The organism is Burkholderia latens, from assembly GCF_902499045.1.
Taxonomy (GTDB): Bacteria; Pseudomonadota; Gammaproteobacteria; order Burkholderiales; family Burkholderiaceae; genus Burkholderia; species Burkholderia latens.
In genome coordinates, this window is sequence record NZ_CABVPL010000029.1 from 45689 (window position 1) to 59138 (window position 13450).

Genomic DNA, 13450 nt, shown 5'->3' on the forward strand with positions numbered 1-13450 from the left:
GTAAATCGACAATAAAACCGGCGTTCCTCACGCGATATTTGTCGCGCACTCGTCGCGCACGTATCCGGGAAAAATTTCCGCGATAGCATCCGGCGCAAACAAAAAATTAAAAAATAATTCGGTGAGCCGGGCTGGCAGCCCTTCCCGCAAGGCGTTGGCGGGAACCGAAAAGTTGCCGAAGCATTCGCGCTCCACGCCCGTTTCGGGAAAACGTGCCGAATTAATTCAAGAATATCGCGGCAAGAATTTCCGATTATTTTTCGAAATACTTGTGCGCTTGAGGCGGAATTTTCTTGTCGCTTCAATAGCGTCATGCAACGTTTGAATCGGATGCGCGGCACGGGTTGCGCAAGGAGCTGTTCGGCTAACGCCTGTTCACAGAAGAGGAAGCAGACATGTTGAGCGTGCTGGCGAGAGTCATCGATATCGCGATGGTCGTGTTGGGGGCGTTGATCGCCGCCGCGCTGCACGGCGGCAGCATCTGGCTCAGCGACCTGCAGCGCACGACGGTGCTGTTCGATTGCCTGCTCGTCGTCGTGTTCTTTCCGGCCGTCGGCATCTATCAGTCGTGGCGCGGCAAGCGTCTCGTCGGGCTGGTGGTCCGCGTTGCGTTCGCGTGGCTCGTCGTCGAACTCGCCGGCATCCTGATGAGCTTCAGCTTTCACCAGTCGGGCGACCTGTCGCGGCTGTGGCTCGGCTATTGGGCGCTCGTCACGATGGCGCTGCTCGCGGGCTCGAAGGCCTGCGTGCACGTCGTGCTGCGGCAGCTCCGCCGCGGCGGCTACAACCTGAAGGCGGTCGCGATCGTCGGCGGCACGCCGGCCGCGCGGCGGCTGATCGCGCAGATGCGGGCGCGGCCGGAAGCCGGCTTCAACCCGGTGTGCGTGTACGACGAAAGCGAGGCGCCGGGCGAGGTCGCGCTCGACGACGTGCGCATCGAGCGGCAGTTCGAATCGCTGGTGTGGCTGGTGCGCAGCCGCGCGATCAGCGAGCTGTGGCTCACGCTGCCGATCACGGAGGAGCGGCGCATCCATCAGATCGTGACGGTGTTTCGCCACGACTTCGTGAACATCCGCTTCATCCCGGACGTGCGCACGCTGTCGTTCTTCAACCAGGAGGTGGTGGAGCTGCTCGGCGTGCCCGCGATCAACCTTGCGGCGTCGCCGATCACCGACGTGCGGATCCTGCCGAAGTTCGTGTTCGACCGGCTGTTCGCGCTGGCGGCGCTGACGATGCTCGCGCCGCTGATGCTGGTGATCGCGTGCCTGATCAAGCTCACGTCGCCCGGCCCGGTGTTCTTTCGCCAGAAGCGCAAGGGCATCGACGGGCACGAGTTCGAGATCTACAAGTTTCGCTCGATGAAGGTGCATCAGGAAGTCGCCGGACAGGTCACGCAGGCGACGCGGAACGACTCGCGCGTGACGCCGGTCGGCCGCTTCCTGCGCCGCACGAGCCTCGACGAGCTGCCGCAGTTCATCAACGTGCTGAAGGGCGAGATGTCGGTGGTCGGCCCGCGGCCGCATGCGCTCGCGCACGACGACATCTACAAGGATCTGGTGAAGGGCTACATGTTCCGCTACCGGATCAAGCCGGGCATCACCGGGTGGGCGCAGATCAACGGCTACCGCGGCGAGACCGACCAGATCGAGAAGATGATGGGACGCGTGAAGCTCGATCTGTACTACATGCAGAACTGGTCGTTCTGGCTCGACATCAAGATCGTCGTGCTGACGCTGTGGAAAGGCTTCACCGGCAGCAACGCTTACTGACAGTGGCGCGCCATCGCGCGCACCTTCCGGTTTCACGAATTTCGAATCATTGGTCACGAGGTCCGACACATCATGAATCTGACTATCATCGGCAGCGGTTACGTAGGACTTGTCACTGGCGCCTGTCTCGCGGACATCGGGCACGACGTGTTCTGTCTCGACGTCGACCAGGCGAAGATCGACATCCTGAACGGCGGCGGCGTGCCGATCCACGAGCCGGGCCTGAAGGAAGTCATCGCGCGCAACCGCTCCGCGGGCCGCCTGCGCTTCTCCACCGATATCGAGGCCGCGGTCGCGCACGGCGACGTGCAGTTCATCGCGGTCGGCACGCCGCCGGACGAGGACGGCTCGGCCGACCTGCAGTACGTGCTCGCGGCGGCGCGCAACATCGGCCGCTACATGAAGGGCTTCAAGGTGATCGTCGACAAGTCGACGGTGCCGGTCGGCACGGCCGAGCGCGTGCGCGCGGCGGTCGCCGAGGAACTCGCGAAGCGCGGCGACGACGGCCAGATGTTCTCGGTCGTGTCGAATCCGGAATTCCTGAAGGAGGGCGCGGCGGTCGACGACTTCACGCGGCCGGACCGCATCGTGATCGGCTGCGACGACGACGTGCCGGGCGAGCGCGCGCGCGAACTGATGAAGAAGCTCTATGCGCCGTTCAACCGCAACCACGAACGCACGCTGTACATGGACGTGCGCTCGGCCGAATTCACGAAATACGCGGCGAACGCGATGCTGGCCACGCGCATCTCGTTCATGAACGAGCTCGCGAACCTGGCCGACCGCTTCGGCGCGGACATCGAGGCCGTGCGCCGCGGGATCGGCTCCGATCCGCGCATCGGCTATCACTTCCTGTATGCGGGCTGCGGCTACGGCGGCTCGTGCTTCCCGAAGGACGTCGAGGCGCTGATCCGCACGGCCGACGAGCACGGCCAGTCGCTGCAGATCCTGAAGGCGGTGTCGTCGGTCAACGCCGCGCAAAAGCGCGTGCTCGCCGACAAGATCGTCGCGCGCTTCGGCGAGGACCTGACCGGCCGCACGTTCGCGATCTGGGGTCTCGCATTCAAGCCGAACACCGACGACATGCGCGAGGCGCCGAGCCGCGAGCTGATCGCCGAGCTGCTGTCGCGCGGCGCGCGCATCGCCGCGTACGACCCGGTCGCGCAGCAGGAAGCGCGCCGCGTGCTTGCGCTCGATCTCGCGGACCACCCGAGCTGGCTCGAACGCCTGACGTTCGCCGACGACGAGGCGCAGGCCGCGCGCGACGCCGACGCGCTCGTGATCGTCACCGAATGGAAGGCGTTCAAGAGCCCGGATTTCGTCGCGCTCGGCCGGCTGTGGAAGTCGCCGGTGATCTTCGACGGCCGCAACCTGTACGAGCCGGAGACGATGAGCGAGCAGGGCATCGAGTATCACCCGATCGGCCGGCCCGGCTCGCGCCAGGCCGTCGCCGCCCGCGTGCCGGGCGCCGCGCGCGCGAACGCGTAAGCGCCGCGCCGCCGCGCCGCCCGTCGTCGTTACCACGCCGTTACCCGTTACCGATTCGAGCTGCCATGTTCCGGAACATCCTGATCGTCTGTCACGCGAACGTCTGCCGCAGTCCGGCGGCGGAGATGCTGTTCAAGTCGCACGCCGCGTCGCGCGGCGGCCCGCGCGTGACCTTTCACTCCGCCGGCGTGCGTGCGAACGACGGCGACGGCATCGATCCGGTGATGCGGCGGTTGCTCGCCGAGCGCGGCGTCGATGCGACGACGCACCGGTCGCGTCGGCTGTCGCGCCGGATCGTGCGCGACGCCGACCTGATTCTCGTGAGCGAGCGCGATCAGATCAAGGCCGTCGAAGCGGTCGATCCGTTCGCGCGCGGCAAGGTCCACCTGCTCGGCAAGTGGGAGGACGCCGAGATCGCGGATCCGCATGGCGGCCCTGAGGCCGACTATCGCGAGAGCTACTCATTGATCGAACGTCTGGTTCAAGGATGGCTGCAAAAACTATGCTGAAACGTCCCATGCGCCCGCTGGCGCTCGCCGTCGCGCTGACGACTTTCCTGTCGGCCTGCGCGAGCGCGCCCGGCAACTATCTCGACTCGTCGAACCTGAAGGACGAAGGCCGGCAGGGCCAGCCTGAAACCTATCCGGTTCATTACATCGACGCGAAGCTGGTGATGGATCAGCTGCAGAAGCAGCAGGTCGAGCATCCGCTGCCGCCGGGCCGCTACACCGATCCGTCGCAGTACGTGTATCACGTCGGCCCGCAGGACATCCTCGGCGTCACGGTGTGGGATCACCCCGAGCTGACGACGCCGCAGGGCCAGTCGTTCTCGAGCGGCGGCAACACGACGCAGTCGGTCGCGGGCGCGCTGCAGCAGCCGTATACGACCGCGCTCCCGGGCCAGGCCGATCCGTACGGCCAGACGGTCGCCGCCGACGGCACGATCTTCTTCCCGTTCGTCGGCCGCATTCGCGTGGCGGGCAAGACGGTCGCGCAGATCCGCGACCAGATGGCATCGACGCTCGCGCGCTACGTGAAGAATCCGCAGCTCGACGTGCGCGTGCTGTCGTTCCGCAGCCAGAAGGTGCAGGTGACGGGCGAGGTGAAGCAGCCGGGCCCGCTCGCGGTGAGCGACGTGCCGCTGACGCTGGTCGACGCGATCTCGCGCTCGGGCGGCTCGACCGCCGAGGCCGACCTGCAGCGCGTGCGCCTGACGCGCGACGGCAAGCTGTACACGCTCGACGCGAACGGCGTGCTCGATCGCGGCGAGGTGAAGCAGAACGTGATGCTGCAGCCGGGCGACATCGTCAACGTGCCGGACCGCAGCGACAGCCGCGTGTTCATCATGGGCGAGGTGAAGACGCCGGTCACGGTGCCGATGCTCAAGGGCAGGCTGACCATCGCCGACGCGCTGACGGCCGGCGGCGGCATCCTCGACACCGATGCGAACCCGCGCAAGATCTACGTGATGCGCGGGATGCGTGACAACCCGACGAAGCCGGAAGTGTTCCGCCTCGACATGACGCAGCCGGATGCGCTGATGCTGTCGAGCCGCTTCCCGCTCCAGCCGCTCGACGTCGTCTACGTCAGCACGGCCAGCTCGGTGCAGTTCAACCGTGTGCTGCAGCAGGTGCTGCCGACGATCCAGACGATCTTCTACATGCGGCAGATCACGCGCTGATAGCCCGCCGGGGCGGCGCCTCCGCCCCGGCACCACTCAAGCGGGAACGAATGGTGAACACGCAAGCGAAACACTCCTACGCGGACCTGAACGCGAAAACCGAGGAAGAGGACGTCGTCCTCGGCCAGCTGCTCCAGGTGATCATGGACGACATCTGGCTGCTGCTCGGCATCGCGGTGACGGTCATCGCGCTCGCCGGTCTGTATTGCTACGTCGCGAAGCCGGTCTATCAGGCCGACGTGCACGTGCGGGTCGAGGGCAACGACAACACGACGCAGGCGCTCACGCAGACGCAGACCGGCGCGATGATCAACAGCGGTCCGCAGCAGGCGCCGACCGATGCGGAAATCGAGATCATCAAGAGCCGCGGCGTCGTCGCGCCGGTCGTCGAGCAGTTCAAGCTGAACTTCTCGATCGTGCCGAAGACGCTGCCGCTGATCGGCAGCCTGGCCGCGCGCGTCGCGACGCCGGGCGAGCCGTCGCGTGCGTGGTTCGGGCTGCGCTCGTATGCGTGGGGCGGCGAAATGGCCGACATCGACTCGATCAACGTCGTGCCCGCGCTCGAAGGCAAGAAGATGACGCTGACCGCCGGCCCGAACGGCACGTACACGCTGGTCGACCCGGACGGCCGCCGCCTGCTGTCGGGCCGCGTCGGCGAGTCTGAGCAGGGCGGCGGCGTCACGCTGCTCGTGCAGAAGCTCGTCGCGCGTCCGGGCACGCAGTTCACCGTGGTCCGCTACAACGACCTCGACGCGATCACCGGCTTCCAGTCGGGCATCCAGGTGAGCGAGCAGGGCAAGCAGACGGGTGTCGTGCAGATCTCGCTCGAAGGCAAGGATCCGGACCAGACCGCCGCGATCGCGAACGCGCTCGCGCAGTCGTACCTGAACCAGCACGTGATCGCAAAGCAGGCCGAAGCGACGAAGATGCTCGAGTTCCTGAAGGGCGAGGAACCGCGCCTGAAGGCCGACCTCGAGCGCGCGGAAGCCGCGCTGACGCAGTACCAGCGCACGTCCGGCTCGATCAACGCGAGCGACGAGGCGAAGGTCTACCTCGAAGGCAGCGTGCAGTACGAGCAGCAGATCGCCGCGCAGCGCCTGCAGCTCGCATCGCTCGCGCAGCGCTTCACCGATTCGCATCCGATGGTGATCGCCGCGAAGCAGCAGCTCGCGGAACTGCAGGCCGAGAAGGACAAGTTCAGCAACCGCTTCCGCAGCCTGCCGGCGACCGAAGTGAAGGCCGTGCAGCTGCAGCGCGACGCGAAGGTGGCCGAGGACATCTACGTGCTGCTGCTGAACCGCGTGCAGGAGCTGTCGGTGCAGAAGGCCGGCACGGGCGGCAACATCCATCTCGTCGATTCGGCGATGCGTCCGGGCGAGCCGGTCAAGCCGAAGAAGGTGCTGATCCTGTCGGCTGCCGTGTTCCTCGGGCTGATTCTCGGCACCGGCGTCGTGTTCCTGCGCCGCAACCTGTTCCAGGGCATCGAGGATCCGGACCGTGTCGAACGCACGTTCAACCTGCCGCTGTACGGGCTGGTGCCGCAAAGCGCCGAGCAGGTGAAGCTCGACGCGATGGCCGAGAAGGGCGGCGGCCGCGCGCGGCCGATTCTCGCGAGCCTGCGTCCGAAGGACCTGAGCGTCGAGAGCATGCGCAGCCTGCGCACCGCGATGCAGTTCGCGATGATGGACGCGAAGAACCGCGTGATCGTGCTGACCGGCCCGACGCCGGGCATCGGCAAGAGCTTCCTGACGGTGAACCTCGCGGTGCTGCTCGCGCATTCGGGCAAGCGCGTGCTGCTGATCGATGCGGACATGCGCCGCGGGATGCTCGACCGCTACTTCGGCCTCACCGTGCAGCCGGGGCTGTCCGAACTGCTGAGCGACCAGTCGCCGCTCGAGGAAGCGATCCGCGAGACGCCCGTGCAGGGGCTGTCGTTCATCTCGGCCGGCACGCGGCCGCCGAACCCGTCGGAACTGCTGATGTCGGCGCGTCTGCCGCAATACCTCGAAGGCCTCGGCAAGCGCTACGACGTCGTGCTGATCGACTCGCCGCCGGTGCTGGCCGTGACCGACGCGACCATCATCGGCCGCATGGCCGGCGCGACGTTCCTGGTGCTGCGCTCGGGCATGCATACCGAAGGCGAGATCGCCGACGCGATCAAGCGTCTGCGCACCGCCGGCGTCGACCTCGAAGGCGGGATCTTCAACGGCGTGCCGCCGAAGGCGCGCGGCTACGGCCGCGGCTATGCGGCCGTCCACGAATACCTGAGCGCTTGATCGCATTTCACGACACCGCGCCGGCGCGAGCCGCGCCTGCCCGGCCGACTGGAGAACCCCCGATGAAAATATCCGTGCTCGTTCCGACCTACCGGCGCCCCGCCGACCTCGCGCGCTGCCTGCTGGCGCTGCAGCGCCAGCAGCGGCTGCCCGACGAGGTGATCGTCGTCGCGCGCCCGGAGGACGATGCCACGCACGAGCGCCTCGCCGATCCGTCGGTCGGCGGCGCGCTGCCGCTGCGGATCGTGCCGGTCGACGTGCCGGGGCAGGTCGCTGCGCTGAACAAGGGGCTCGAATCCGCGCACGGCGACGTCGTCGCGATCACCGACGACGACGCGGCGCCGCGCGCCGACTGGCTCGCGCGCATCGAGGCCGTGTTCCTGGCCGACCCGCGCGTCGGCGCGGTCGGCGGCCGCGACTGGGTGCACGAGAAGGGTCGCGTGCTCGACGAGTCGCGCGAGCTCGTCGGCCAGCTCACGCTGTCCGGCAAGATCGTCGGCAACCATCACCTCGGCGTCGGCGGCGCGCGCGAAGTCGACATGCTCAAAGGCGCGAACATGAGCTATCGCCGCGCGGCGATCGAGCGGCTGCGTTTCGACACGCGGCTGCGCGGCGCCGGCGCGCAGGTGCACAACGACATGGCGTTCAGCATGCGCGTGCAGCGCGACGGCTGGAAGCTCGTCTACGACCCGGCGATCGCGGTCGATCATTACCCGGCCGAGCGGTTCGACGACGACCGGCGCGACGCGGCATCGCTCAATGCGATCAGCAACGGCGCGTACAACCTGCACCTGATCCTGCGCGAGCATCTGCCGCCGGTGCGGCGCGAGATCGCGTGGTGGTGGTGGACGCTCGTCGGCACGCGCGTCTATCCCGGTCTCGCGCACCTGTTGCTGTCGCTGCCGACCGCCCGGCGCGACCGCGTGCGCGAGCACTGGCGTGCGGTGCGCCGCGGCGCACGCGATGCGCGCCGCGCGGAGCTTGCCCCCCACCGTGCGGCAATGCCGCCGGTGACGTCTTGAACGGGCCGCGCGCGGTGCGCACGGCCACTCCCGGAGGGCTCGACATGAAGCAATCCCCACGTTCGCTTGGCGGGGCGCAGTGCCCCCATCTCCCGGAAGCGTCGGCCTGTCCGACGGCCCGGCGGAGGCTGACATGAGTTCCACGAAGGTTCACGTCCATCTGTTCTACGGCGCCGATCCGCGTACCTACCGGAAAGGCGAGAACATCGGCTGCCTGTACGGCTATCACCACGCCGAATCCGACGAATTCAGGCTGACCTATTCGGAGGACCGCCGCGAGGGCCGCGTCGCGAGCGTCGCGCGCCGCGCGCTGAAGGCCGCGCTCGGCTTCGACGTCGTGCACGCGTGGCGCAATCGCGCCGCGCTGCTGAACACCGACGTGATCTGGACGCACACCGAGCAGGAGCACCTCGCCGCCGCGCTGATCCTGAAGCTCGCCGGCGCGCAGGGCAAACGCCCGCTGCTGCTCGCGCAGAGCGTGTGGCTGTTCGACAAGTGGAACGGTTTCAGCGGCCCGCGCCGCTGGCTGTACCGCAAGCTGCTCGCACGCGCCGACGCGCTGACGACGCTCGCCCGCGACAACGCCGAGCTGTGCCGCCGCTTTCTCGGGCGCGAAGCGGAATTCGTCTATTACGGGCTGAACACGCAGGATTTCCCGCCGGCCGAGCCGCAACAGTGGCAGCCGCACCGGCCGCTGCGGATCGCCGCGATCGGCAACGATCGCGATCGCGACTGGCGCACGTTCCTCGCGGCGTTCGGCGGCGACGCGCGCTACGACGTGCGGTTGGCGACGCGGCGCCGCGTGCCGCGCGAATGGCACGCGCCGAACGTGCGGATCGGCTCGGCATCGGGCCTCGCGAAGCAGCATGAACTGTACGCATGGGCCGACGTGATCGTCGTGCCGCTGCGGCCGAACTTCCACGCGTCGGGCATCACCGTGATGCTCGAGGCTGCGGCGGTCGGCAAGCCGATGATCGTGTCGGACGTCGGCGGTCTCAGCGATTACTTCCCGCACGACACGGCCGCGTACGTGCCCGCGTTCGATGCGCAGGCGATGCGTGAGGCCGCCGATCGCTTCGTGGCCGACCCGGTCGCGGCGCTCGCATGCGCGCGCGCCGCGGCGGCGTGCCTGCGCGAGCGCGACCTGACCACGCAGGCGTTCGCCGAGCAGCACGTGCGGATCACGCGCGACATGCTGCGCGGGCGCCGCACGCCGGCGCCCGCGGGCCTCGCGATGCCGCTCGCGGATTCGAGCGCGTCGTCGCGGTGAGTGAGGATCGATGAGCACGATTGCCGCAGAACGCGCACCGTCGCACAAGCGCAGCCGGTTCGGGGAGCCGAAGCACTGGGCCGGGCAGGCGGGGCTGTGGACGTTCACCGCCGCGCTGATCGCCATTCATCAGGGCAAGGTGCTGACGCTCGCGTTTCCGGTGCTGGCGATCGCGGTCGGCATCTGGCTGTATTTCAAGAGCCCCGCGCGATACGTCGGCTTCATGTGGTGGGTGTGGTTCCTGAGCCCGGAAGTGCGGCGTCTGGCCGACTGGTCGAAGGGCGCGTTCACGCCGACGAGCCTGATCCAGGTCGCGCCGCTCGCGGTGACGATGATCGCGGGGCTCGGGCTGATCCGGCACTATCGCGTGCTCGCGCAGCGGCGCGGGATTCCGGTGCTGCTGATCCTGTTCGGGCTCACGTATGCGTATCTCGTCGGGATCGTGTCGAGCGGCGTGATGGCCGCGACGTACGACCTCGCGAACTGGCTGTACCCGATCCTGATCGGCTTTCACATCATGGTGAACGCGCGCGACTACCCCGAGTATCGCGACGTGCTGCTGTCCACGTTCATGTGGGGGATGCTCGTGATGGGCCTGTACGGCGTCGTGCAGTACTTCGTGATGCCGCAGTGGGACGTGCTGTGGATGGTCGGCTCGCAGATGGGCTCGCAGGGCGAGCCGGTGCCGTACGGCGTGCGCGTGTTCAGCACGATGAACTCGTCCGGGCCGTTCGCGTTCGCGATGATGGGCGCGCTGGTGTTCGTGCTGGTCGCGCCGCAGAAGATCCGGTGGTTCGCGGGCGCCGCCGGCTTCGTGTCGTTCGCGCTGTGTCTCGTGCGCTCGACGTGGGGCGGCTGGGTGATCGCGCTCGCGATCCAGCTCGTGCAGTCGAGCAACCGCGTGCGGATGCGGATCCTGATCAGCGGTGTCGTGCTGGTCGGGCTGTGCGTGCCGCTGCTGACCGTCGGGCCGGTGGCCGACCGGCTCGGCCAGCGTCTGCAGTCCATCGCGAACCTGAAGGACGACCGCAGCTACGACGACCGCAACAAGTTCTACGCGACCTTCGCGCAGACGGCGTTCACCGACGTCGCCGGCGAGGGGATGGGCGCGACCGGCGCGTCGACGAAGCTGTCGAGCGACAGCGGCGAGCTCGGCAAGTACGGCAGCTTCGACAGCGGCGTGATGAACGTGCCGTTCGTGCTCGGCTGGCCCGGCACGCTGCTGTATCTCGCGGGCGTCGTGATGCTGTTCGGCCGTACGGTGCGCGCGGCGTTCAAGCTGCGCCACGACAAGTTCGTCGGCGCGTGCCTGAGTCTGTGCCTGTCGACGTTCGCGATGCTCGTGTTCACGAACTCGCTGATCGGCACCGGCGGCCTGCTGATGTTCACAGCCATTTTTTCGATACTTGCCGCGGCGCACTGGCAGAAGGCGCAACGCCTGCTGGCCGCCGCGCGTTCACGGGGAGGCGACCATTGAGAATCGCGATCGTCACGCACGTCGTGCGTCATAACGACGGCCAGGGCCGCGTCAATTACGAAATCGCGCGCGCGGCGCTGGCCGAACACTATCAGGTCACGCTGGTCGCGTCGCACGTCGCGCCCGAACTGCTGGCCGATCCGCGCGTGCGCTGGGTGCCCATCGAGGTCGGCGGCTTCTGGCCGTCGAATCTCGTCAAGCAGCAGGTGTTCGCGCTCAAGAGCGCCGCATGGCTGCGCGCGCATCGCAGCGAGTACGACGTGCTGCACGTGAACGGCTTCATTTCGTGGATCAAGGCCGACGTGAATACCGCGCACTTCGTGCACGGCGGCTGGTTCAAGAGCCCGTACTACCCGTTCGGGCTCACGAAGGGGCTGTGGTCGGCGTATCAGTACGTCTATACGCGCGTGAACACCGCGCTCGAGCGCTGGGCGTACCGCCGCTCGCGCGCGATCACGGCCGTGTCGCAGAAGGTGGCCGACGAGATCGCCGGCCTCGGCATCGACAGCCGGAAGATCAGCGTGATCTACAACGGTGTCGACGGCAGCGCGTTCGCGGACGCGCAGGCCGACCGCGCGGCGTTCAAGCTGCCGGACGACGCGTTTCTGCTGCTGTTCGTCGGCGACCTGCGCACGCCGCGCAAGAACCTCGGCACGGTGCTGAAGGCGCTGACGAAGCTGCCGGCCAACGTCCATCTCGCGGTGGCCGGCTACTTGCCCGGCAGCCCGTATCCGGACGAGGCGCGCGCGCTCGGCATCGCGTCGCGCGTGCATTTCCTCGGGCTCGTGAAGAACATGCCGACGTTGATGCGCTCGGTCGACGCATACGTGTTCCCGTCGCGCTACGAGGCGATGAGCCTGTCGCTGCTGGAGGCGATGGCGGCCGGCCTGCCGGTCGTCACCGCGCGCACCGCCGGCGGCGCGGAAATCATCACGCGCGAATGCGGGATCGTGCTGGAAGATCCGGACGATCCGGCCGCGCTCGCGCACGCGATCGGCTCGCTCGCCGCGTCGCGCGACACCTGCCGCGCGATGGGCGACGCGGCCCGCGAACTGATGACCCGTTTCGGCTGGGCGCACATGGGCGCCCAGTACGTCGCGCTTTACCGGCGCATCGGCCAACCCTCGCAGCCGTCCGCGTTTGAGCGGGTCGAGCATGCAGTCACGCAGGAGCAGTCGTAATGTCCCTTTCTTCCCGGCCGATCAAATCGTTGCAAATCGGCATGCACTGGTTCCCCGAGCGCGCGGGCGGCCTCGACCGGATGTACTACTCGCTCGTCGGCGCGCTGCCCGGTGCGGGCGTCGAGGTGCGCGGGCTCGTCGCCGGCTCGCCGAAGGTCGCCGACGACACCGGCGGCGCGATCCAGGGCTTCGGGCCCGCGTCGCAGCCGCTCGCGCGGCGGATGCTCGCCGCGCGCCGCGCGCTGCGCGATGAAATCCGCAGCGCACGGCCGGACGTGATCTCGTCGCACTTCGCGTTGTACACGTTCCCCGGCCTCGACGTGACGCGCGGCATTCCGCAGGTGTCGCACTTCCAGGGCCCGTGGGCCGACGAAAGCCAGGTCGAGGGCGCCGCATCGCTCGGGCAGCGCGCGAAGCGCTATCTCGAACAGGCCGTCTATACGCGTTCGTCGCGGCTGATCGTGCTGTCGCAGGCGTTCGGCCAGATCCTGACGAACCGCTACGGCATCGATCCGTCGCGCGTGCGCGTGATTCCCGGCTGCGTCGACACCGCGCAGTTCGACACGCCGCTCTCGCCGGCCGAGGCGCGGCACAAGCTGCAACTGCCGCAGGACCGGCCGATCGTGCTGGCCGTGCGCCGGCTCGTGCGGCGCATGGGGCTCGAGGATCTCGTCGATGCGATCGGCATCGTCAAGCGCCGCCATCCGGACGTGCTGCTGCTGATCGCCGGCAAGGGCAAGCTCGCGGAGGAACTGCAGCAGCGCATCGACGCGGCCGGGCTGCAGGACAACGTGAAGCTGCTCGGCTTCGTGCCCGACCAGCATCTCGCGGCGCTGTATCGCGCGGCGACGGTCAGCGTCGTGCCGACCGTCGCGCTCGAAGGCTTCGGCCTCATCACCGTCGAATCGCTCGCGTCCGGCACGCCGGTGCTCGTGACGCCGGTTGGCGGGCTGCCGGAGGCGGTCGCCGGGCTGTCCAACGATCTCGTGCTGCCGTCGACCGGCGCGGACGCGATCGCCGAAGGCCTCGGCGCCGCGCTGTCGGGCGCGATCACGCTGCCGGACGAAGCCGCGTGCAAGCGCTACGCACGCGAACATTTCGACAACGCGGTGATCGCGCGGCGCGTCGCCGGCGTGTACGAAGAGGCGATCCAGGCGGCGGGTTGAAGCCGCGCCGCACGCCGTAACGATGGTGCGATCGGGCGCATCCCCGTGCGCGTCCGGTTCGCATGCCGGCCGCCCCGCGCGGGCGGGCCGGTGTTTCGTCGTTGACGGCCCCGCACCGCG

Annotated in this window: 11 protein-coding genes; 10 read left to right on the top strand and 1 reads right to left on the bottom strand. The window is 68.2% G+C overall.

Going from position 1 to position 13450, the window contains the following annotated elements; translation table 11 throughout:
• Positions 1-27: 27 nt before the first annotated feature.
• A complete protein-coding gene (locus tag BSE24067_RS19590; protein ID WP_170297496.1) occupies positions 28-195 on the bottom strand; it encodes a hypothetical protein in 168 nt (55 codons plus the stop codon).
• A gap of 200 nt (positions 196-395) precedes the next feature.
• Here BSE24067_RS19590 and BSE24067_RS19595 point away from each other — a divergent pair, with 200 nt between their 5' ends.
• The 10 genes from BSE24067_RS19595 (at position 396) to BSE24067_RS19640 (ending at position 13330) form a co-directional block, all read left to right on the top strand.
• Positions 396-1769, top strand: a complete 1374-nt coding sequence (locus BSE24067_RS19595) for an undecaprenyl-phosphate glucose phosphotransferase (protein ID WP_151065462.1) — start codon at positions 396-398, stop codon at positions 1767-1769.
• A 72-nt stretch (positions 1770-1841) separates the two neighbouring features.
• Positions 1842-3257: a UDP-glucose dehydrogenase family protein gene (locus BSE24067_RS19600; protein ID WP_151065461.1), complete on the top strand. Its 1416-nt coding sequence runs from the start codon at positions 1842-1844 to the stop codon at positions 3255-3257.
• 65 nt (positions 3258-3322) lie between these two features.
• Positions 3323-3766, top strand: a complete 444-nt coding sequence (locus BSE24067_RS19605; protein ID WP_151066726.1) for a low molecular weight protein-tyrosine-phosphatase — start codon at positions 3323-3325, stop codon at positions 3764-3766.
• Positions 3760-4938 carry a polysaccharide biosynthesis/export family protein gene (locus BSE24067_RS19610; protein ID WP_151066728.1) on the top strand — a complete coding sequence of 393 codons (1179 nt, stop codon included), beginning with the start codon at positions 3760-3762 and terminating at the stop codon, positions 4936-4938. Before BSE24067_RS19605 ends, BSE24067_RS19610 begins: the two co-directional genes overlap by 7 nt.
• A gap of 50 nt (positions 4939-4988) precedes the next feature.
• Positions 4989-7214: a polysaccharide biosynthesis tyrosine autokinase gene (locus BSE24067_RS19615; RefSeq protein WP_151066730.1), complete on the top strand. Its 2226-nt coding sequence runs from the start codon at positions 4989-4991 to the stop codon at positions 7212-7214.
• A gap of 62 nt (positions 7215-7276) precedes the next feature.
• Positions 7277-8236, top strand: a complete 960-nt coding sequence (locus BSE24067_RS19620) for a glycosyltransferase family 2 protein (protein ID WP_151066732.1) — start codon at positions 7277-7279, stop codon at positions 8234-8236.
• A gap of 133 nt (positions 8237-8369) precedes the next feature.
• Positions 8370-9506, top strand: a complete 1137-nt coding sequence (locus tag BSE24067_RS19625; protein WP_151066734.1) for a glycosyltransferase family 4 protein — start codon at positions 8370-8372, stop codon at positions 9504-9506.
• A 10-nt stretch (positions 9507-9516) separates the two neighbouring features.
• Entirely contained in the window at positions 9517-10983 is a 1467-nt protein-coding gene (locus BSE24067_RS19630) for an O-antigen ligase family protein (RefSeq protein ID WP_151066736.1), read from the top strand.
• Positions 10980-12164: a glycosyltransferase family 4 protein gene (locus BSE24067_RS19635; protein ID WP_151066738.1), complete on the top strand. Its 1185-nt coding sequence runs from the start codon at positions 10980-10982 to the stop codon at positions 12162-12164. The genes BSE24067_RS19630 and BSE24067_RS19635 overlap by 4 nt, the downstream gene beginning before the upstream one ends.
• The gene (locus BSE24067_RS19640; protein WP_151066739.1) at positions 12164-13330 is read left to right on the top strand and encodes a glycosyltransferase family 4 protein; all 1167 of its coding nucleotides are present in this window, start codon (positions 12164-12166) and stop codon (positions 13328-13330) included. The genes BSE24067_RS19635 and BSE24067_RS19640 overlap by 1 nt, the downstream gene beginning before the upstream one ends.
• The last annotated feature ends 120 nt before the right edge of the window (positions 13331-13450 follow it).

Coding starts and splice junctions, on each gene's coding strand:
- BSE24067_RS19595 (WP_151065462.1), top strand. CDS start 396: ATGTTGAGCGTGCTGGCGAGAGTCATCGATATCGCGATGGTCGTGTTG.
- BSE24067_RS19600 (WP_151065461.1), top strand. CDS start 1,842: ATGAATCTGACTATCATCGGCAGCGGTTACGTAGGACTTGTCACTGGC.
- BSE24067_RS19605 (WP_151066726.1), top strand. CDS start 3,323: ATGTTCCGGAACATCCTGATCGTCTGTCACGCGAACGTCTGCCGCAGT.
- BSE24067_RS19610 (WP_151066728.1), top strand. CDS start 3,760: ATGCTGAAACGTCCCATGCGCCCGCTGGCGCTCGCCGTCGCGCTGACG.
- BSE24067_RS19615 (WP_151066730.1), top strand. CDS start 4,989: ATGGTGAACACGCAAGCGAAACACTCCTACGCGGACCTGAACGCGAAA.
- BSE24067_RS19620 (WP_151066732.1), top strand. CDS start 7,277: ATGAAAATATCCGTGCTCGTTCCGACCTACCGGCGCCCCGCCGACCTC.
- BSE24067_RS19625 (WP_151066734.1), top strand. CDS start 8,370: ATGAGTTCCACGAAGGTTCACGTCCATCTGTTCTACGGCGCCGATCCG.
- BSE24067_RS19630 (WP_151066736.1), top strand. CDS start 9,517: ATGAGCACGATTGCCGCAGAACGCGCACCGTCGCACAAGCGCAGCCGG.
- BSE24067_RS19640 (WP_151066739.1), top strand. CDS start 12,164: ATGTCCCTTTCTTCCCGGCCGATCAAATCGTTGCAAATCGGCATGCAC.